The sequence below is a fragment of the Nocardioides sp. genome, from assembly GCA_037045645.1.
Classification (GTDB): Bacteria; Actinomycetota; Actinomycetes; order Propionibacteriales; family Nocardioidaceae; genus Nocardioides.
Genome location: JBAOIH010000010.1, coordinates 164,877 through 184,260 on the forward strand (window position 1 = coordinate 164,877; position 19,384 = coordinate 184,260).

At 67.0% G+C, this 19,384-nt stretch carries 19 protein-coding genes; 6 read left to right on the plus strand and 13 right to left on the minus strand.

What is annotated here, in order from left to right:
• Nucleotides 1-106: 106 nt before the first annotated feature.
• On the plus strand, nt 107-1,504 hold the full coding sequence (locus tag V9G04_17675) for an APC family permease (protein MEI2715067.1): 1,398 nt from the start codon (nt 107-109) through the stop codon (nt 1,502-1,504).
• Nucleotides 1,505-1,588: 84 nt separating this feature from the next.
• Here V9G04_17675 and V9G04_17680 read toward each other — a convergent pair whose 3' ends face one another.
• From V9G04_17680 to V9G04_17695, 4 genes are read right to left on the minus strand one after another with little or no spacing between them, the layout of a single operon-like run.
• Nucleotides 1,589-2,062, minus strand: coding sequence for a phage tail protein (locus tag V9G04_17680; protein ID MEI2715068.1), 474 nt, complete (start codon nt 2,060-2,062; stop codon nt 1,589-1,591).
• A gap of 33 nt (nt 2,063-2,095) precedes the next feature.
• Complete coding sequence (locus V9G04_17685) at nt 2,096-4,201, minus strand: molybdopterin-dependent oxidoreductase (GenBank protein ID MEI2715069.1); 2,106 nt, start codon at nt 4,199-4,201, stop codon at nt 2,096-2,098.
• Between the two features lie 9 nt (nt 4,202-4,210).
• The gene (locus V9G04_17690; protein MEI2715070.1) at nt 4,211-4,357 is read right to left on the minus strand and encodes a hypothetical protein; all 147 of its coding nucleotides are present in this window, start codon (nt 4,355-4,357) and stop codon (nt 4,211-4,213) included.
• 18 nt (nt 4,358-4,375) lie between these two features.
• A complete protein-coding gene (locus V9G04_17695; GenBank protein MEI2715071.1) occupies nt 4,376-4,984 on the minus strand; it encodes a hypothetical protein in 609 nt (202 codons plus the stop codon).
• Between the two features lie 89 nt (nt 4,985-5,073).
• On the opposite strand from V9G04_17695, the gene yaaA reads away from it, so the two are divergent.
• Complete coding sequence (gene yaaA, locus V9G04_17700) at nt 5,074-5,757, plus strand: peroxide stress protein YaaA (protein MEI2715072.1); 684 nt, start codon at nt 5,074-5,076, stop codon at nt 5,755-5,757.
• A 1-nt stretch (nt 5,758) separates the two neighbouring features.
• Here yaaA and V9G04_17705 read toward each other — a convergent pair whose 3' ends face one another.
• The 3 genes from V9G04_17705 to V9G04_17715 all read right to left on the minus strand — a co-directional run bounded on the left by V9G04_17705 (nt 5,759) and on the right by V9G04_17715 (nt 8,680).
• The gene (locus V9G04_17705; GenBank protein MEI2715073.1) at nt 5,759-6,412 is read right to left on the minus strand and encodes a hypothetical protein; all 654 of its coding nucleotides are present in this window, start codon (nt 6,410-6,412) and stop codon (nt 5,759-5,761) included.
• Entirely contained in the window at nt 6,409-7,413 is a 1,005-nt protein-coding gene (locus V9G04_17710; protein MEI2715074.1) for a hypothetical protein, read from the minus strand. The genes V9G04_17705 and V9G04_17710 overlap by 4 nt, the downstream gene beginning before the upstream one ends.
• A 127-nt stretch (nt 7,414-7,540) precedes the next feature.
• Nucleotides 7,541-8,680, minus strand: a complete 1,140-nt coding sequence (locus tag V9G04_17715; protein ID MEI2715075.1) for a hypothetical protein — start codon at nt 8,678-8,680, stop codon at nt 7,541-7,543.
• Nucleotides 8,681-9,104: 424 nt separating this feature from the next.
• Between V9G04_17715 and V9G04_17720 the strand changes: the two genes are divergently transcribed.
• The gene (locus V9G04_17720) at nt 9,105-10,727 is read left to right on the plus strand and encodes an FAD-dependent oxidoreductase (GenBank protein ID MEI2715076.1); all 1,623 of its coding nucleotides are present in this window, start codon (nt 9,105-9,107) and stop codon (nt 10,725-10,727) included.
• Nucleotides 10,728-10,748: 21 nt separating this feature from the next.
• On the opposite strand, the gene V9G04_17725 is transcribed toward V9G04_17720, so the two are convergent.
• On the minus strand, nt 10,749-11,009 hold the full coding sequence (locus tag V9G04_17725) for a metal-sensitive transcriptional regulator (protein MEI2715077.1): 261 nt from the start codon (nt 11,007-11,009) through the stop codon (nt 10,749-10,751).
• 708 nt (nt 11,010-11,717) lie between these two features.
• Nucleotides 11,718-13,076 (minus strand): replicative DNA helicase, encoded by a 1,359-nt coding sequence (gene dnaB / locus V9G04_17730; protein MEI2715078.1) that lies wholly within the window; start codon nt 13,074-13,076, stop codon nt 11,718-11,720.
• 519 nt (nt 13,077-13,595) lie between these two features.
• On the opposite strand from dnaB, the gene V9G04_17735 reads away from it, so the two are divergent.
• Entirely contained in the window at nt 13,596-14,936 is a 1,341-nt protein-coding gene (locus V9G04_17735; protein MEI2715079.1) for an MATE family efflux transporter, read from the plus strand.
• Nucleotides 14,937-15,077: 141 nt separating this feature from the next.
• Here V9G04_17735 and rplI read toward each other — a convergent pair whose 3' ends face one another.
• From rplI to rpsF, 4 genes are all read right to left on the minus strand, one after another.
• Nucleotides 15,078-15,524, minus strand: a complete 447-nt coding sequence (gene rplI, locus V9G04_17740) for a 50S ribosomal protein L9 (GenBank protein MEI2715080.1) — start codon at nt 15,522-15,524, stop codon at nt 15,078-15,080.
• A 14-nt stretch (nt 15,525-15,538) separates the two neighbouring features.
• Nucleotides 15,539-15,775, minus strand: coding sequence for a 30S ribosomal protein S18 (rpsR, locus tag V9G04_17745; protein MEI2715081.1), 237 nt, complete (start codon nt 15,773-15,775; stop codon nt 15,539-15,541).
• Nucleotides 15,776-16,017: 242 nt separating this feature from the next.
• Complete coding sequence (locus V9G04_17750; GenBank protein ID MEI2715082.1) at nt 16,018-16,578, minus strand: single-stranded DNA-binding protein; 561 nt, start codon at nt 16,576-16,578, stop codon at nt 16,018-16,020.
• Nucleotides 16,579-16,668: 90 nt separating this feature from the next.
• A complete protein-coding gene (rpsF, locus tag V9G04_17755) occupies nt 16,669-16,959 on the minus strand; it encodes a 30S ribosomal protein S6 (GenBank protein MEI2715083.1) in 291 nt (96 codons plus the stop codon).
• Nucleotides 16,960-17,167: 208 nt separating this feature from the next.
• Between rpsF and V9G04_17760 the strand changes: the two genes are divergently transcribed.
• Nucleotides 17,168-18,322 carry a protein kinase gene (locus tag V9G04_17760; protein MEI2715084.1) on the plus strand — a complete coding sequence of 385 codons (1,155 nt, stop codon included), beginning with the start codon at nt 17,168-17,170 and terminating at the stop codon, nt 18,320-18,322.
• 73 nt (nt 18,323-18,395) lie between these two features.
• A complete protein-coding gene (locus tag V9G04_17765; GenBank protein ID MEI2715085.1) occupies nt 18,396-19,190 on the plus strand; it encodes a deoxyribonuclease IV in 795 nt (264 codons plus the stop codon).
• The last annotated feature ends 194 nt before the right edge of the window (nt 19,191-19,384 follow it).

Below are 19,384 nucleotides of genomic sequence, written 5' to 3' on the forward strand. Positions count from 1 at the left end.
GGGTCGAGGGTAGTGGCCCCGAAGACCTCATCGAAGCGAAATCAACAGAATTGCGGACGCCGATGCTCGCTGACTGCTACTTTCCAGCGCGCACCAAGGGAAAGGGATGGCGATGGCACAACATCAAGACGTCGCGGAGTCGGGCCAGGGATCGGCTCACCTTTCCCGGACACTCGGACTCTGGGCGATCGTCGCCCTCGGTCTGGGCTACATGACCCCGACGGTCATTTTCGACACCTTCGGCATCGTCGCCGACGAGACCAACGGCGTGGTGCCCAGTGCGTACGTCCTGGCGCTGGTCGCGATGACCTTCACCGCCATCTCGTACGGCCGGATGACCCGCGTCTTCCCGTCCGCCGGGTCGGCGTACACCTATACGTCGAACACGATGAACCCCAACCTGGGCTTCCTGATCGGCTGGTCGTCGCTGTTGGACTACCTGCTGTTGCCGTTGGTCAATGCGTTGATCATCCGCAGTTATATGGAGTCGTTCTTCCCCGACGTGCCGCCGTGGATCTGGGTGGCGGTCTATGTCGTGGCCATCACCACGATGGTGACGGTCTCGATGACCAACACCTCGAGGGTCAACGGCCTGCTCGTGGTGTTCGAGGTCGTCCTGATCGCGGTCTTCCTCGTGCTGGCGATTCGCGCCTTGTCCCAGGGCGACGGCAACGGCACCATCTTCTCCAGTGCCCCGGCCTGGCATGGCGGCGTCGAACTCGGGCATGTGATCACGGGGGCGACCCTGGTGTGCTTCTCGTTCATCGGCTTCGACGCAATCACGATGTACACCGAAGAGGCCAAGGACCCCGACACCGTGCCGCGCGCGATCGTGCTGGCGTTGATGATCGGCGGCGCGATCTTCTTCATCGCCGCCTGGTTCACCCAGTCGCTGTTCCCCGACCTGTCGGACTTCAGCAAGGACTCACTGGAAAACAGTGCGCTGCCACAGATCGCGTTCCTGGTCGGTGGCACCGCCTTCAAGATCCTGCTGACCTCCGCTGCGTTCGCCGCGACCGTCGCCTCCAGCCTGGCCTCGCACGCCTCGGTCGCGCGCCTGCTCTATGTGATGGGCCGCAACGGCACCGGGCCCGTATCGAAGTTTTTCGGCCAGGTGTCGCCACGGTTCCGTACGCCCGCCGCCGCCATCATCTTCGTCGGCGTCGTCTCGCTCGGGGCGATCCCGTTCAACCTCGACTTCATCGCCGCGCTGATCAACTTCGGCGCCCTGATCGCGTTCAGTTTCGTCAACCTGACCGTGATCGCGCACTTCGCCGTACGCAAGGGAGAGCGCGGCACGGCCCAGGAGATCTTCCGCAACATCGTGCTGCCGCTGATCGGCGTCTGCTTCACCCTCGTGCTGTGGGCCAAACTGTCCCACGACTCGCGCAACTACGGCCTGGTCTGGTTCGGCATCGGGATCCTGGTGCTGCTGTGGGTGACCAGATTCTTCCAGAAGCCGCTGACGATCAACATGGGCGACGAGGACCTGGCCGAGGCCTGATCTCCCTCTAGTGCCGGTCGGACGTTAACTGGTAATTCACTGTCACCGGGTGACAGCAATCTTCCCCGTTGTCGGCTGACCTGCTCATCTGATCGGGTCGTGCACACCCTTGATCACGAAGTACGACCCGCGGATCGTCCCGGCCAGCTTGGACTTCTGCCGCGCCCACTTGAAGGCGTCGAGTTCGACCGGAGGCTCCATGCCCTCGGACAGCTTGAACCCGACGGCGCGCTTGCCGCCGTCTTCGCGGGTGTAGAGCACGTTGACCGCCAGCCCCGACTCATAGAAGACGTGCACCCAGTGGATGCCGTCGACCTCGGCGATCGACACCTCCAGCGGCCTCGACGCGATCTCGATGTCGCGCTCACTGGCCAGGATCTCGGCCACCCAGGCCACGGTCGCCGGGTCCTCGTCAGCAGGAGTCACGGCGAAGTCGTGATCGTACTTGTTCTTGAAATAGCGCGCCTCGTTGGCCCGCAACCCGGCGAGCGCCTCGGCCACGGGAGAGGACTGGAGTCCCTGCGTGGAGACATCCTTGAAGTCGACGACGTGGCCCATGATTCCTCCTAAGACGAGTGCGGCAGCGCGAAACTAGCAGCCCGGCGCGATCTGCACCGGCACCCCGTTCAGGTGCGACATCCCCGCAAGCGGTTCGACCACATCACTGGGCGTCAGCAGGTTGCTGTTGGCGCCGCGCCAGCCATGCGGCACGGCGATGGTGCCCGGTCGCAGTTCGTCGGTGAGTTTGGCGTACGACTCGATCCGGCCGCTGCGCGAGGTGACCGTGATCGCCTCACCGTCGGTGATCCCGTACGTCGCCGCATCGTCAGGGTGTACGCGCACCTCGTGGCGCCGCTCGCCCTTCATCAGTGTCGGGCTGCGATGCAGCCAGGAGTTCAACGACCGCATCTCGCGCAGGCCGATCATCCGCAGCGGGAAGTCGGGATCGTCCTCGCGCCGCAAGGCGGTGATCGCGTCCAGGATCTGTGGAGCGGCCAGCTCGACGCGCGCGTTCGGGTGGCGTACGACCTTCTCTCGCAGACCGGTCGGCGCGAACTCCGCGAGACGGATCCCGTGTGGGTGCTCGCGCAGTCGTTTGGGGTTCAGGCCGCCTCGACGCAGACCGAAGCGGTCACCGTACGGCCCGATCCGCAGCACCAACTCGACCATCTGCCTTGGCCGGAGCATCGGCAGCCGCCGCGCGATCCGCGTGACCCACGAGTTGGCGCCGGGGACGAAGAGGGCGAAACCGGCGCGTGCGGCGATGTCGCGATAGATCTCCCACTCGTGGCGCGCCTCGCCATAGGGCTCGACGACGGCTTCGGTGTGCTGGAGGAAGGGGTAGGGCGTGGCGCCCGCGAAGATGATCGGGACGTCGTCTCGCTCCAGGAAGGTGACGGCGGGCAGTACGAAGTCGGCGTACTTGGCGGTCTCGCTGACGAACAGGTCGATGCACACGAGCAGGTCGAGCCGGGGCAGCGCCGCAGCCAGAGCGCCGCCGTCGGGCGTCGACATCACCGGATCACCGGCGGTGCAGAACATCGCCCGCACCTGCCCCTCGCCCGGCGTCGTGATCTCCTCGGCCAGCGTCGAGGCAGGAAAGGTGCCGATCACGTCGGGGTGGTCGCCGATGCGCGAGCGGCGGTCGGCGTATCCCAACTGCCCGGCCCGCTCGGCGAGGTCCTGCAACGGGATCACGTCCTGGGCGAAGAGCAGCCCACCGGGCCGATCGAGGTTGCCCGTGACGATCGAGACGGCATCGAGCAGCGCATTGACCAGGGTGGCTTGGCGGCCCAGGCAGGTGCCCGTACGCCCATAGGTCGAGGCGCGGTCGGCGGTCGCGAAATCACGGGCAAGACGGCGTACGACCTCCGGCTCGACGCCGGTGATCTCGGCGGTCTCCTCGGGAGCGAAACGGTGCAACGTCGCCCGCAACGACTCCCACCCGGTGGTCTGCTCGGCGATCGCTTGGGCATCAACCAGGCCTTCGGCGTCGATGCTGTGCAGCAGGCTCAACAGCAGCCAGGCGTCGGAGTCGGGGTGCAGTGAGACGTGTTCGTACGCCTTCGCGGTCTCAGTGCGACGGGGATCGACCACGACGACTCGCCCACCGCGCTTGCTGATGTCGGCCAGGTCCTGACGGATCCGTGGCGCCCGCAGCAGGCCGCCGTGCGACACCAGCGGGTTGGCGCCGAGCATGAGCAGGAAGTCGGTGCGCGGCAGATCGGGGAAGGGAGTCTGCACGATCGCGTTGTAGAGCAGCTTGCTGGCGACCCAGCGGCTGTTGGTGTCCTGGGAGCCGGCCGTGTATTGCTTGACGTCTCCCAGCGCCGCTCCGAAACCACCGGTCCACAGGGCGGCCGAGTAGGAGAAGGCGCTCGGGTTGCCCAGATAGAACGCGATCGACTCGGGGCCGGTCTGGTCCCAAATGGTGCGCAGTCGGCTGGCGATCTCGTCGAGCGCCTCATCCCAGCTGACCTGCTCCAACTCCCCGGCGTCGTTGCGGCGCATGGGATGGAGCAGTCGATCGGGTGCGTTCTGGATCTCGGTGAACGAAACGCCCTTCGGGCACACGAATCCGCGCGAGAGCGGGTTGTCCGGGTCGGGAACGAGCGAGACGAGGCGGCCGTTCTCCACCGTGGCGATGAGTCCGCACAGCGGCTCGCACAGCCTGCAATAGGTGACGTGCTCGCTCATCGAGCCAGGTCAGCCTCGGCGCTTGTCGCGAGCCTTCTTGATCGCGTCCTTGGCGACGTCGCGGAAGAAGAGCGCAGCCCCTTTGGGGTCCTCCTTGGCGCCCTTCAGCATCGCCTTGAGCATTTCCTTCTGTTCTTCACGCTTGGGATCAGCCATGCCAGATTGAAACACGTTCTAGTTCTGCGCGCAGCCCTTCTCGAACTCTGCGCGGCTGACGATCTTGCCCGTGTCGCCGACCTGCACCTGATCGCGCGAGAGTCGATCGAGGTCACCCGGGTTGACGATCACCGGCGTGGCAGCCACGTCCTCGTCGGCCGAACCGGCCCCGACGATGACCACACGTCCGGTCTCCCACTCCCATCCCGCACCCGACCACCCCGCCGGGTTGGCCGGATCGAGTTCGACCAATCCGGTCTCGGGTGTAGCCGCCGTCCAGTGCCCGAGCCGGGGATTCTCCTCGTCCTCGTTCAGCCCGGTGCGGTCACCTGAGACGTCGAGGATGCCGAGCGCCGCATCGCACGACAGCACCAGGATCGTCGGATGCCCGTGCGCCATGGTGACGCCGACCTGGCCGGAGATATCGGTGGTGACGATGTTGCAGCCGGAGACTGTCACGGCGAGGGCGGCGCCGGCGAGGAATCGGGTGGTGTTCATGACTCCAGCGTCCGCTGCTTCACCCAGGTCCGCCTGAGCCGTGGTGCTCAGCCTGGCGACCGAAGCTTCGTCTCGCGGCCACGAGCCGCCGCCGTACGCGAAGTAGGCTTCGGTGGTGCTGGCCGTCATCTCTCCCGCGAAGTCGCTGGACTACGAATCCAAGCTTCCCCACCCGCAGACACACCGAGCCGCGACTGCTGGACCAGTCTCAGCAGCTCATCGACGTGATGCGTACGAAATCACCCGACGAGGTCGCCGACCTGATGGGCATCTCCGACGAACTGGCCGCGCTCAACGTCGAGCGTTATGGCGACTTCGAGACACCGTTCACGATGCGCAACGCACGGCAGGCGCTGTTGGCGTTCAACGGCGACGTCTATCAGGGCATCGATGCGGCACACCGTTTCGACGGACGCGACTTCGCCGAAGCGCAGAAGACACTGCGCATCCTCTCGGGGCTCTATGGCGTGCTGCGCCCACTCGACCTGATGCAGCCCTACCGGCTGGAGATGGGGATCCAGGTCGCGAACCCCGGCGGCAAGAATCTGTACGACTTCTGGGGCACCCGGATCGCCTCGATGTTGGCCACCGATCTCGAGGCCTCGCCGGGCGCTGCGGTGCTGGTCAACCTCGCCTCGAACGAATACTTCTCGTCGGTCGACGTCTCGGCCCTTCCCGGCGTGCCGATCATCTCGCCTCGCTTCGAGGACGAGGACGCCAAGGGCAACTACAAGGTGATCTCGTTCTTCGCCAAGCGTGCCCGCGGTGAGATGGCGGCGTGGCTGATCCAGAATCGCGTACGCACTCCTGGGGCGCTGAAGAAGTTCGACGCGGCCGGGTATGCGTACGCCCCCGAGATTTCGTCCAAGTCGGTCCCGGTGTTCCGCCGGGCACGAGGCTGACCTAGGGGTCCAACTCCCCACCCAGTCTCGGCCACGTCACGTCCCAGGGCGGCAGGTCTTCGACACCGAGCAGCACCGGCAGCGGTTCGACGGCCCGCGTCTCGCCCATCCCTTGGGCGAGGTAGCGACCCGGGTAGCCCAACACCTGGACGGTCTCGTCGGACTCCGAAAGCTCGGTCGACCCGATCCGCTCGTCACTGACCGTCGACACGACGTTGAAGTACGCGTGGTGGATCAACGCATCCGTGACCCGCCACGACTCCTGCCGGGTGGGGTCCGTATCTTCTTCGAGCGCGAGTTCGAGCGTGTCACCGCCCGTGAGTCCGTCGAGCGTCCACGAGACCTGGAACGTGTGGGGTTCCTCCACCGAGGGGTAGTCGGGGCCAATCAGGCGTACCCAGGGGTCTTCGATGTGCGCGTCCGCGTCGGGCAGTTCAGCGCGGATGTCCTGGCCGTCGTCAGGGTCCGACGGCAGCCCGATTGCCTGGTCGCTGGTCAGGGCCTCGACGGTGTCCAGGTCCCCGTCGGCGATGGCGTCGACGTACGCCTGGGCAGCCTGGGTCACCGCCCGTTCCACGGCCTCGTCGTCGCTTTGCGCGCAACCTGCGGCAGCAATCAGGACCGCGAGCACGGCCGCGTTCGTACGCCACCTCACCTCGGAGCTCCATCCACGTCGTAGGTGAAGATGACCGGCGTCCAACTCTGGTTGTCCAGGCCGATGACGAGCGAGCCGTCGATCTTGATCGTACGCGTGGGCAGGCCGCCCGCAGTTGCGCGCAGCCTGCCACCTGACACCTTGACGTTGGCCTGGTCGAAGGTCAGTCGCGGTTCGCGCAGCCAGTCGTATTTGTACCGCCCCTCCCACACCTCGATGCCCGCCGCCGCGAGTCGGTCGTCGATCCGGCAATAGCTGGAAGGCCTCTCACAGGCTCGAATGCTGGCGTCAAAGAGTCTGGAGATACGACGTCGGGTGCGTGGGGTGGCGTGCAGCGTCTGCGTGGGTGGCTCGACAGTGCCGGTGCTGACCTGGACCTGTTTGGTCTGCGAGACGAACCATGGGTTGACCCGATCCTGCGTGCGGTAGACACCCGGATAGAGGGGCTGCGTGTCCTCGGTATCTCCTCCAAATCCGAGCATTCGCACCACGCGGTGCTCACCCAGGTAGGTCTCGACCGTGAGGTCGGCGAAGCCCGGTTGCTTCCAGCCAATCAGACCCTGCAGGCCGGACACGATCCACCAGTCCTCGCGGGATCTGCCAGAGCGGTCTCGCAACCTGCCGAGCATCACCGACGTCTTGACAGTCTCGCCCGAGAGTCGATAGGTCACCGGCACCTTCACGAAGGCCTCCATCGGGACTTCGTAGTTGCCACGCTCCTCGGTCGCTGTGACCTCACCGACCTCGACCACCTCGATCCGCTCCTCGGCTTCGACCAGGAACCGCCCAGCCATCCGCATCGCGCCCGGGGACTCGTGCAACTCCGCGGACCACAACTTCTGCAGGTCATCGGACTCGGCCGTCGCGACGAGCTCGACGTACTCCTCGACGAGCGTGCGTACGGCATCTTGTCGCTGCTGCTCTGCGCGCCACCGCAGGCCGACGACCAGCCCGACGACGATCAAGATCGCGATGCCGACACGGACGGACTTGCGCTTCACAGCCTGCACCCTTCCCACGGGATCCGGCTCCAACCGTCACCGCGTCGCGGGCATCTCGATCGCCATCACCCGGTTGGTGAACCCGTGCGTGGGCCGCGTTGTGGCGCCGTGCTCACTAGCGGCTGGGTCAGCAGGACATCCAGTCGAGAGTCACCAGGCCGTCCCCGTAGGTCGAGCGCGTGTCCCCGCTGGACGGTGTCACGGTGGCGCCGGCACCTGACTGGGCATAACTCGAACCGGCACCACCGGTGCCGCCATTGGTGTTCTCACCCGCGTAGGCCACACCGTTGCGCGTGCTCGTCACGCCCGTCGCGACGCTGCTGCCGCCGGCGCCGCCGGCGCAACCGCCGCCACCACCACCGGCCGAGGCCGGGATGTCGCCGTAGCCCGAGAGCAACAGGCCTGGGGCGCCCTGTCCGCCGTTGCCGCCGCTGCCGTTGCTGCCCAAGGCCTGGTCCGTGGCACCGGTCGTGGTGGCTGCGGCGGCGGACAAGTCAAGCGTGGCCGTCGACGCGACGGCCGTGCCTGGGGTGGCACCAACGGCGCCCTTGCCCGCACTGGCCGTGTGCGTCGCGACCGTACTGCTGTTGGTCTGGTCGAGGATCGAGCGCGTGGCGTTCTGACCGTCACCACCATCGGTCCCCGTACCCGAGCCGGCGAGCGAGGTGAGGTTCGGGCTGGCCGTGAAGGGGTTGGCCGGGTTGGTGACCGTGTAGTTGGCATTGCGGGTGTACGACCCCCCACCCCCGCCTGCCACGACCAGTGGCGTCGTGCCGATCAGAATGGCCGAGCCGCCACCGCCACCCGAACCCGTACGGCTGGCGGACGGACCCGAATCGCCGCCGCTGCCATAACCCTTGCCGCCCTTGGCGACGTACGCGGCACCCGCGAGGTAGTTGTTGGAGACCTTCGTGTCGCCCACGCCACCGGCGACGAGCGTCAGGGTCGTCCCGGCCGGGACCGTCACCGTGCCCTTGAGTTCAGCACCCTTGCCCGCCCCTGTGAACGTGGCAGGGACATCCGCGCCACCCGAGCCGCCTGTGACGGTGTAGGTGACGACGGTCGTGCACGCAAAGGCGACCGTGGTGGTGCTCAGCGCGCTCGATCCGGTGCCGTTGATCGTGAGGGTCTGTGGCTCCTTGACCGGGGTGCTCGCTACGGCCGGAGCGGCTGTGGCGATCGCCACGGCTGGCGCGGACCAGAGCGCTCCCTGGGTGAGAGCGCGGCGGGTTGGCGTCTGGGCGCGGTTGGAAGAGTCGGTTGCCATGGCGGGGGGAGCCTCTCAGCGAAGATCGAAGATCGAAGGTTCGCGGGACTCTAACAACCAGGGGTGAGACTCACACCCTTTTTGGTGCCTAGCATGCGGGCTGTCTAGACCAGAGATCGTCTCGGTCTCGGTCTCGGCGCAGGCGCTGGCCCATGCGTACTCATGCAGGAGGCATCGCGCCGGTGCCCGGCCGGCTCGCGTCAGCGTCGGAAGAGTTTCGCGAAGATGCCCGTACTCGGCTCATCCTGGTGCCCCTCGCATCGTTGGGCCTTGGGGACGCCACGCATTACCTGATCTACGTGCTGGCCGCACCCGGCCCACGTCGTTTTGCCGCACTTGCGGCAGGTCACTGCTCGGCACATCGTTTGGTCCTCTCGGTTGGCTGGTTTCGCGTTCATCATACCCCAGGGGGTATTGTGTCACCATGACGAACCAGACCTTCCTCATCATCGGCGGCGTGGCGGGCGGGATGTCGGCGGCCACGCGACTGCGGCGGCTGGACGAGACTGCCCGCATCGTCGTGATCGAGCGCAGCGGCTACGTATCCTTCGCCAACTGCGGCCTGCCCTATCACGTGGGCGGCGTGATCGAAGATCGCTCCGCGTTGCTACTCCAGACGCCGGAGTCGCTCGCCGCGAGGTTCGACCTCGACGTTCGGGTGCGCACGGAAGCCGTCTCGATCGACGCGGGCGCCCGCAAGGTGCTGCTGCGCGATCTGACCACGGGCGCCGAGTCGTCGCTGGCCTATGACGCGCTCGTGCTCTCGCCCGGCGCACGACCCGTACGCCCTCCCATCCCCGGCATCGAGCGCGCACTGTCTCTGCGCGACATCGAGGACACCGACCGGCTCGTCGCGGCGGTGGCCGACGCGACCACTGCCGTGGTGATCGGCGGCGGCTTCATCGGTGTGGAGATGGCGGAGAACCTGGTTCACCGTGGATTGCGGGTCGCGTTGGTCGAAGCCACCGATCAGGTGATGGCACCGCTGGATCCCGAGATGGTCGCGCCGGTGCATCAGGCGTTGCGCGACGGCGGGGTCGACCTGCGGCTCGGCGCGTCGGTGACCTCGATCGGCGATGAGGACGTCACGCTGTCCGACGGGTCGGCCTTGGCTGCCGACCTGGTGGTGGCCGCGATCGGCGTACGCCCGGACGCCTCGCTGGCGCTCGCCGCTGGCCTGCGGGTCGGCGAACGAGGCGGGATCGTCGTCGACGATCACTTCCGGACCAGCGATCCACACATCTATGCGGTCGGCGATGCGGTCGAGAAGCCCGATGCGCTCAGCCACGAGTCCGGCCTGGTGCCCTTGGCCAATACCGCCAATCTGCAGGGGCGTCGGGTCGCCGACGTGATCGCCGGCCGCCCAGGGGTGGACCGACCCGTCCGGGGTACGGCGATCGTCGGCGTGCTTGGCTTGCAGGTCGCGGCGACCGGCTGGAACGAGAAGCGCCTGCGCGCGGCGGGTCGTGCGTATCGCGCGATCCACACTCACTCGGCTTCGCACGCCAGCTATTACCCCGGTGCCGCGACGATGGCGTTGAAGCTGCTCGTCGACCCCGAGACCGACGAGATCCTGGGTGCCCAGGGCGTCGGCCGCGAGGGCGTCGACAAGCGCATCGACGTGATCGCCACGGCGATGACCGGAGGGCTGCGGGCCAGCGATCTGGCCGAGCTCGAGCTGGCGTACGCCCCACAGTTCGGCTCCGCGAAGGACCCGATCAACATGCTCGGCCACATCGCCGACAACCTGCGCAGCGAGGTCTCGCGCTCGACCCAGTGGCACGAACTCGACGCGGCGGATGCCGCGATCATCGATGTACGGACAGCGTCTGAATTCGCTGCGGGCGCGATCCCGAGGGCTGTGAACATCCCGCTCGACGAGCTCCGCTCGCGGCTGGACGAGGTGCCGTCGGGGCCGGTCGTGGTGCACTGCGCGGTCGGCCTGCGCGGTCATCTGGCCGCGAGGATTCTGCGCCAGCGGGGCTGGGCTGACGTACGCAATCTCAGCGGCGGCTACACCACGTGGGCAGCAGGCGTGCGCGGCTGAGGGGACGCGCGAGAGCGAGCGTCACGCGAGGGAGAGGAAGAGCTTTTCCATGGCCGCGACGTCCATCTGATTGTGCTCGGGGTCGCTCATGCACTGACGCAGCCCGAGCGAGATCGTCGCGAATCCCGCGCGGTCGAGAGCCTTCGACACTGCGGCCATCTGGGTAACGATGTCCTGGCAGTCGCGGCCGTCCTCGATCATCTTGATGATGCCGCCGATCTGGCCCTGGGCGCGCTTGAGGCGCTTCACGACTGCCTGCATCTGCTCAGCATCGAGTTCCATGCGTCCAATCATACCCCGGTGGGTATTTGAATCCGGTCCGGCTTTTCTGGGGCTTGCCCGGGTGTGGGGTTTGCTTCTTGGTGGACTCCAAGCCGTCGAAGCCACAGAACTGCGGCCGGAGTCGCGACCAGAGACACTCCGGCCCCGCATCCGGCCGCAGTTCTTCCTCGCCGCACACCGGATACGGACCTGCCCGTACCTCCTGCCCAGGCACGCCCCTGCTGCAGCGGTACGGGTACGTCACCAACTCGGTCAGCAAGAGTGCCGGGTCGGCGCAGGAGCAAGCTCAGGCGGATCGGGCCGCGCGCATCGCACGCGCCCCGAGGGGCGGGACCAGACACCGTTCCTGCCATCGGACGGGCGTCGGTTGCCGAGGCTGACACAGCGCGCCCCGATGCGTTCGCGAGTCGGGGGGACCGTGCAGAGTTTGTTGAGTTCAAGCGGGTACTTACTCTCACGGTTAATGCGGGATCATCTTCCCATGGTCGGCGCCGCTGGACGGACACCGGCGCTTGCGGTCTTCGCCGACCTGGACGCTCACGGACTCAACATTAGACGTGTTCACCATCGCCCTCCGTCATGCTGGCCCCTCTAACCGCGAGCCGACACCGGCACGTGGAAACCACGTACATAAAGTCGACTGATCTTGTGGATCTTGACATGGACAGCGACTTGTCAAAGTTCGCTGCATCTCGACACCATGCAGGCTCAGTGCGCCATATCCACAAACCGCGAGTAGTGCCCCTGGAACGCCACGGTGGTGTCACGGGTCGGGCCGTTGCGGTGCTTGGCCACGATCAGGTCGGCCTCGCCGGGGCGGGTTGATTCCTTCTCGTAGACGTCGTCGCGGTGCAGCAGGATCACCATGTCGGCGTCCTGCTCAAGCGAACCTGATTCGCGAAGGTCGCTCATCATCGGGCGCTTGTCGCCTCGCTGCTCGGGACCACGGTTGAGCTGCGAGAGCGCGATGATCGGGACTTCGAGTTCTTTGGCCAGCAACTTGATCTGGCGAGAGAATTCCGAGACCTCCAGCTGCCGCGACTCGACCTTCTTGCCGCTGGTCATCAACTGCATGTAGTCGATCACGATCAGGCGCAGGTCGTGGCGCTGCTTGAGCCGACGCGCCTTGGCGCGGATCTCCATCATCGTCATGTTCGGCGAGTCGTCGATGAACATCGGCGCACCCGACACCTCACCCATCTTGCGGGCCAGTCGCTCCCAGTCGTCCTCGGTCAACTGGCCGTTGCGGATGTGGTTGAGGGGTACGCGAGCCTCGGCGCTCAACAGACGCATCGTGATCTCCGAGCGCGTCATCTCCAGGCTGAAGAAGACACTCGCGAGGTTGTTGTGGATCGACGCGGCCCGGCAGAAGTCGAGGGCGAGAGTCGACTTGCCCATCGCGGGGCGCGCAGCGACGATGATCATCTGGCCCGCGTGCAGACCGTTGGTCAGATCGTCCATGTCGGCGAACCCGGTCGGGACGCCATAGAGCCCGGCCTCCCGGTTGCCGATCGCCTCGATCTCGTCGAGGACACCAGCCATGATGTCGCTCAGCGGCGCATAGTCCTCCGAGGCGCGCTTCTCGGTGATCTTGTAGACCTCGGCCTGCGCCTGGTCGACCACGTCGTCGACCTGGCCCTCCCCGGCGTACCCGATCTGCACGATCTTGGTCCCCGCATCCACGAGCCGACGCAAGATCGCCTTCTCGCGCACGATCTCGGCGTAGTAGCCGGCGTTGGCGGCAATCGGGACGTTCGCGCTCAGGGTGTGGAGGTACGGCGCGCCGCCCACGCGGGCCAACTCGCCACGGCGGGTCAACTCGGCCACGACGGTGATGGGATCGGCCGGCTCACCACGGCCGTAGAGGTCGAGGATCGCGTCGTACACGATCTCGTGGCTCGGGCGATAGAAGTCGACCCCGCGCAGCACCTCGGCGACGTCGGCGATCGAGTCCTTGCTGATCAGCATGGCGCCCAGCACCGACTGCTCGGCGGCCATGTCCTGCGGCGGAGTGCGATCGCCAGGGCGGCCGACGTGCTGCGGAGCCTCGCCGGGGGCGAACGACACCGGGCCGTCGCCCCATTCGTCGGCGACGATGGAGAAATCCTCGGGGAACTCCGAGGAGTCCTGCTCGGTGATGCTCACGTGCGTACGCCTCCACATGCTCTCGATATCGTGATCGAGCCTTCGTTGGGGTTCCTCAGGAGCACGGTAGGGACGACCACCGACAAAAGGACTTCCGCGCGGGAACGTACGCGTTGCAAGACCACCGCGACAGCGGCCTATCCCCAGCGCCTGGGGATAACTCTGTGAGTCTTGTGAGGGAGCCGTGGACGACACGCGATGCGATGTGGATAGCGGTGTGGACATTCTGCGGCGATTCTCGCCAGTCCTGCCTCTGACCTGCGCGAACACGTATCCACAGCATGCAGCCAGGAACCGTGCAGAGAACATTTTGTTCATCTTCTCGCCATCTGGACGACGTTGCCGGTTAGTCGACAAAGAGCCCGAAGAACCCGCCTTTCCACAGGTAAACGAGGTTCTCCACAGGAGGTGTGAAGGTCGTGGAGGTGTCACACTCAGCCGGTGAAATCGGTCGACCGCGAGATCTGGCGTCTGGCCGTACCCGCCTTCCTCGCGCTCATTGCCGAACCCGTCTACCTACTCGCCGATGCGGCCATCGTCGGTCATCTCGGCACCGCCGAACTCGCGGGGCTCGGCTTGGCCGCCGCGATACTCCAGACCGCCATCGGCCTGTGCGTCTTCCTGGCCTACGGCACCACGGCGTCGGTCTCACGCCTGCTCGGCGCGCGCGACGAACGCGCGGCGCTGGCCCAAGGCGTGGACGGTCTGTGGCTCGCCCTGGTGATCGGTCTCGGTGTCACCGCACTCGGCGTCACGCTCACCGACTGGCTGATCGGGCTCTTCGGCGCCAGCGCCGTCGTGACCGACTCTGGTGCCACCTATCTGCGGATCGCGTTCTTCGGGACCACGCCCCTACTGCTGATGCTCGCGGCCACGGGCGTTCTGCGCGGACTGCTCGACACGCGTACGCCCTTGTATGTCGCGGTCGGGGGCAACGCGCTAAACGTGGCGCTCAACTTCCTGCTCGTCTACGGCTGGGGGCCGGTGTCCGCGTACGGCATCGCCGGCGCCGCGATGGGTTCGGTGGCGGCGCAGGCGCTCAGCGCGTTCGCGCTGGTGGCGGTGGTCGTACGCGCGGCTCGACAACGCGGGGCCTCGTTGCGCCCGGACCTGCCCGGCATTCGAAGCGCTGGACGCGCGGGCGTGCCATTGCTGATCCGTACCCTCACGCTGCGGGCTGCGCTGCTTGTCGGGACGTACGCCGTGGTGCTCGCCAGCCCCGGCGGCACCCGGGACGAAACCAACCTGGCGGCACATCAGATCGCGATCACCTTGTGGGGCTTCCTGGCGTTTGCTCTCGATGCGATCGCGATCGCCGCGCAGGCGCTGACCGGGCGGGCGCTGGGATCTGGCGATGTCGACTACGCGCGTGCCGTGACGCGCCGGATGATCCGGTGGGGCCTGTGGTCGGGGATCGTGACCGGGGTGCTGCTGGCCTTGTCCTCGCCCTGGTTGGGACGGCTGTTCACCGGCGACGCTGCGGTGCGCGAACTGCTGGTGCCGGTCTTGCTGGTGGCAGCGCTGGGTCAACCGCTGGCGGGCGTGGTGTTTGTGCTGGACGGGGTGCTGATCGGCGCGGGCGACGGGACGTACCTGGCCTGGGCAGGCCTGGTCGTGCTGGTGGTCTATGCCCCGGTCGTCATGGTGGCCGCGCTCGGCCCAGGTGGGTTGGTGCCGGTGTGGGTCGCGATGTGCGCGGTCTTCATGGGCGCGCGGGCGGTCGTGCTGTTGCGCCGGGAACGCGGCGATGCCTGGATGGTGGTGGGTGGTCGGTCGGGGTAGGCCCCCGCTTCGTCCGCTCAGCCCCCGGATCATCGGGGGTTGAGCGGACCACAGTCCGCTCGACCCCCACCTGCCGCCCGGGAAATGCACCACGGCCCGCCACCCCGGGGGTGGCGGGCCGCGCAGAGCGAGAACTCGGGGTCAGCCCGGGATCACGTTGAGCGCCACGTTGGCGCTCACGCCGTCGATGAGCTTCACCGACACGGAGTGGGCACCGAGCGACTTGATCGGGTTGCCGAGCACGATCGAACGCTTGTCGACCGACTCGCCGGCGACGGCCGACAGAGCCGAGGCGATCTCGTTGGTGGTGACGGCGCCGAAGAGGCGGCCACCCGCACCGGCCTTGACCTTCAGGTCCACCGGCGAGCCCTCGAGCTTGCCCTTGACCTCGGTCGCGTGGTCAGCGTCGCGCAGGGCACGAGCCGAACGAGCCGACTTGATCGCGTCGACCTCCTTCTGGCCGCCGCGGGTCCAGCGGATCGCCACGCCACGGGGCAGGAGGTAGTTGCGGGCGTACCCGTCCTTGACCTCCACCACGTCACCGGGGGTGCCGAGGTTGTCGACTTCCTGAGTCAGGATGATCTTCATGCCAAAGCCTCCCTTCAGCGACCGGTCGAGGTGTAGGGCAGCAGCGCGAGTTCGCGCGCGTTCTTGACCGCGATGGCCACGTCACGCTGGTGCTGGACGCAGTTGCCGGTCACGCGACGCGCACGGATCTTGCCGCGGTCGGAGATGAACTTGCGGAGCAGCGTGGCGTCCTTGTAGTCGACGCCCTCGGCTCCTTCCTTGCAGAACTGGCAAACCTTCTTCTTGGGCTTGCGAATCACTGCCTTGGCCATTGTGGTGCTCCCTTTCAGTGAGCCCGGCCCTCAAGGCGGAGGGACGGAATGGAATGTTGTGTGCTTCTCACCGTGGTTTCGAGACACCCGCTGCGCGGGCTCCTCAACCAGCAGTGGGTGGTGCTTCGTGCCGGTTTCGAGACGCCCGCTGGCGCGGGCTCCTCAACCACCGGTGGGTGGTGCTTCTCACCGTGGTTTCGAGACGCCCGCTGCGCGGGCTCCTCAACCACCGGTGCTGTTGATCAGAACGGGGGCTCGTCCGAGCCCACGCCGGGGGCGTTCCAGGGGTCGGACCCACCGGAGCCGCCCGAGTTGCCGCCCTGCTGGCCACTGGGCCGGCTGGGCTGGGCCCACGGGTCGCCACCGCCGGAGCCACCCTGCTGGCCGCCCCCGTAGGAGCCGCCACCCTGGTTGCCGCCGTAGGACCCACCGCCGCCACCCGACGAACGGGTGACCTTGGCGGACGCATAACGCAACGACGGACCAACCTCGTCGACCTCGAGCTCGATGACGGTGCGCTTCTCACCCTCGCGCGTCTCGTACGACCGCTGCTTGAGGCGGCCCTGGACGATCACCCGCATGCCCTTGGTGAGGGTCTCTGCGGCGTTCTCCGCGGCCTGCCGCCACACCGAGCAGGAAAGGAACAGCGCGTCGCCGTCCTTCCACTCGTTGGTCTGACGGTCGAAGGTGCGCGGCGTCGACGCGATCCGGAAGTTGGCCACGGCCGACCCACTGGGGGTGAAGCGCAGCTCGGGGTCGTCGACGAGGTTGCCGACAACGGTGATAACGGTTTCGCCTGCCATCTGGAGGTCTCCTGTTCGGATGCTTCGCTCTTAGGTGTCACTGCTCATGGTGCCAACCCCCACTGACATTGCGGGAGGGTTATCCACAGATCAGTGAGCGTCGGGGCGAAGGACCTTCGTACGCATGATGGACTCGTTGAGGCTGAGCTGACGGTTGAACTCCTTCACCGTCGCCGGCTCGGCCGTCAGGTTGAGGATCGCGTAGATGCCCTCAGCGTTCTTGTTGATCTCGTACGCCAGGCGGCGCTTGCCCCAGACGTCGACCTTGTCGACAGAGCCGCCGTCCTTGCGGATGACGTTGAGATACTTGTCCAACGAGGGCTCGATGGTCCGCTCGTCGAGACTCGGGTCGAGGATGACCACTACTTCATATGCGCGCAAAGCTGTCTCCACCTCCTGTGGGCTCAGCGGCCACGGACTGTCCGTGGCAGGAGGGCTTTCGCAAATCGAGACTCCCACGTCATGCTGACCAGTGAGTCTCTGCACCCGGCACGGATCGCCGCGCAGGGAACACCGAAGGCTAACAGCGCACGCGCGAGCCGACCCAATCGCGCGTACGCCCGCAACGGAGAGGGTAGGGAGGGCGTCGATGTCCGAGCCCAGCACTCCTCACCCCCGCGACCGCGCGATCGCCGGTCGCTATGTGCTGCTCGACGTCATCGGCCATGGCGGCATGGGCACCGTGTGGCGGGCCTGGGACCTCAAGACCGAGGACCACGTGGCCGCGAAGGTGCTGGCCCATCACTCCTCGTCGATGCTGTTGAGGTTCGTACGCGAGCAGGGTCTGCGCATCCACCACCCACATGTCGTCGCACCGACCTCGTGGGCCGCGGAGGACGACGCGGTGGTCTTCACGATGGATCTCGTACGCGGTGGGTCGCTCGCGGGCCTGCTCGCCGAGCACGGGCCGCTGCCGCAGTCGTACGCCGCGATCCTGCTGGATCAACTGCTCGCCGCACTCGAAGCCGTGCACGAGCAGGGCGTCGTACACCGCGACGTGAAGCCGGCCAATCTGCTGCTGGACCCGACCGGGCCGGGTCGCCCGCATCTGCGGTTGGGCGACTTCGGCGTCGCGGTCCCACTGGACGACGCGCGCCTCACCCATGCGCCGGGCGTGGTCGGCACCGAGGGCTACATGCCACCCGAGCAGCAGGCCGGCGAGAAGCCGGACCCGCGCTCGGATCTCTACGCCGCGGGTGCGGTGATCTGTGAGGCCATCACGGGCGTACGCCCCCAGCCAGGCCAGTCGATCCAGGCCCCGGCCGGGCCGTTGCACGATCTGCTCGCGGCACTCACTCAGCCGGACCCGGCACAGCGACCCGCCAGCGCCTCAGCGGCACGACACACACTGCACGCGCTCGGCCTGCCGACCGACGAGCCTTGGCGGCGCGATCCGCGACCGCCGTACGTGCCCGACCGCATCGCGCCCGATCCGAGCAGCACCGCAGCCACGAGCCCTGGCCCGACCAGAGTTCGCCCCCGGCCTCGCGACGACCGCTCGTGGCTGATCGAGCCACCGCAGCAGGACGACACGATCCGGCCCGAGGGGTTCGCGGTCGACCCGATCGCCGCAGAGGCGATGCACATCCGGATGGCGCAACGCGCCGTCAACCCGCTGCCGTCACACCTGCTCAGCGAGTCGCCCGATCAGCCGGCCTCGCGTCCGCACTCGAAGGTTGCCATCGCGATCGCCGGTGGTCTGATCATCGTGTTGCTCGTCGTGCTGGTCCTGACGCTGCTCTGACCTGCGCGGATGCGTACGCGTCCGCTTTGAGTCCGCAGAAGACTCAAAGTGCAGCCGGGCTAATCTCGGCCCTATGACGCTCCCCATCGGCGCCCACGTCGACCAGACCGACCCGATCGCCGAGGCCAAGGCTCGCGGCACGAATCTGGTGCAGTTCTTCCTCGGCGACCCGCAGGGCTACAAGGGTCCTGAGATTCGGTACGAAGGCGGCGCGGCAGCCCTCAAGAGCGACGCCGAATCCGCAGGGATCGATCTCTACGTCCACGCTCCCTACATCGTCAATGTCGCCACCACGAACAACCGGATCAGGATCCCGAGCCGCAAACTGCTCCAGCAGCATCTCGACGCGGCGGCGAGCATCGGCGCCAAAGGGCTGATCGTGCACGGCGGTCACGTCAACAAGAGCGACGACCCCGCGGTCGGTTTCGACAACTGGCGCAAGGCCATCGAGGCCACCGACCTCAAGATCCCGCTGCTGATCGAGAACACCGCAGGCGGCGACAACGCGATGGCACGCCACCTGGACAGGATCGCGGGCGTCTGGGCCGCTATCGAGACGGCCGAAGGCGCCGAGAACGTCGGTTTCTGTCTGGACACCTGCCACGCGTGGGCTGGCGGCATCCACCTCGGCGACGCAGTGCAACGGATCAGGTCCATCACCGGGCGGATCGACCTCGTACACGCCAACGACTCTCGCGACGGCTTCGACTCCGGTGCCGACCGGCACGCCAACTTCGGCAACGGCAACCTGCCTGCGGACGAGTTCGCGGCGGTCGTACGAGACGCCGGTGCGCCCGTCATCTGCGAGACCCCGGGCGGTGCGGAGGAGCACATCGCCGACTTCGCCTGGTTGCGCGACCGGCTCTGACACTGCCCGATGGGGAGTTCGCCCCATCGCCAATTCGGCCGGTCGGTCGCAGTCTGGTCTCACCAACCACCGGAGTGTTCGGGCCTCCAGAAACGAAAGGTGAGACAGATGAAGACCTTGCTCCGAGCACTGCTCAAGGCCCGCTGCGCCTGCGCGTTGACCTGATCGAAGGGGAGCGGAAGGGACCCGGGCGT

Excerpts from the sequence above, each read along its gene's own strand:
- V9G04_17750 (MEI2715082.1), bottom strand. The coding sequence starts at position 16,578 with ATGGCAGGCGAAACCGTTATCACCGTTGTCGGCAACCTCGTCGACGAC.
- V9G04_17690 (MEI2715070.1), bottom strand. The coding sequence starts at position 4,357 with ATGGCTGATCCCAAGCGTGAAGAACAGAAGGAAATGCTCAAGGCGATG.
- rpsR (MEI2715081.1), bottom strand. The coding sequence starts at position 15,775 with ATGGCCAAGGCAGTGATTCGCAAGCCCAAGAAGAAGGTTTGCCAGTTC.
- V9G04_17765 (MEI2715085.1), top strand. The coding sequence starts at position 18,396 with ATGACGCTCCCCATCGGCGCCCACGTCGACCAGACCGACCCGATCGCC.
- rplI (MEI2715080.1), bottom strand. The coding sequence starts at position 15,524 with ATGAAGATCATCCTGACTCAGGAAGTCGACAACCTCGGCACCCCCGGT.
- V9G04_17695 (MEI2715071.1), bottom strand. The coding sequence starts at position 4,984 with ATGACGGCCAGCACCACCGAAGCCTACTTCGCGTACGGCGGCGGCTCG.
- V9G04_17720 (MEI2715076.1), top strand. The coding sequence starts at position 9,105 with ATGACGAACCAGACCTTCCTCATCATCGGCGGCGTGGCGGGCGGGATG.
- V9G04_17715 (MEI2715075.1), bottom strand. The coding sequence starts at position 8,680 with ATGGCAACCGACTCTTCCAACCGCGCCCAGACGCCAACCCGCCGCGCT.
- V9G04_17725 (MEI2715077.1), bottom strand. The coding sequence starts at position 11,009 with ATGGAACTCGATGCTGAGCAGATGCAGGCAGTCGTGAAGCGCCTCAAG.
- V9G04_17685 (MEI2715069.1), bottom strand. The coding sequence starts at position 4,201 with ATGAGCGAGCACGTCACCTATTGCAGGCTGTGCGAGCCGCTGTGCGGA.
- V9G04_17675 (MEI2715067.1), top strand. The coding sequence starts at position 107 with ATGGCGATGGCACAACATCAAGACGTCGCGGAGTCGGGCCAGGGATCG.
- V9G04_17760 (MEI2715084.1), top strand. The coding sequence starts at position 17,168 with ATGTCCGAGCCCAGCACTCCTCACCCCCGCGACCGCGCGATCGCCGGT.
- V9G04_17680 (MEI2715068.1), bottom strand. The coding sequence starts at position 2,062 with ATGGGCCACGTCGTCGACTTCAAGGATGTCTCCACGCAGGGACTCCAG.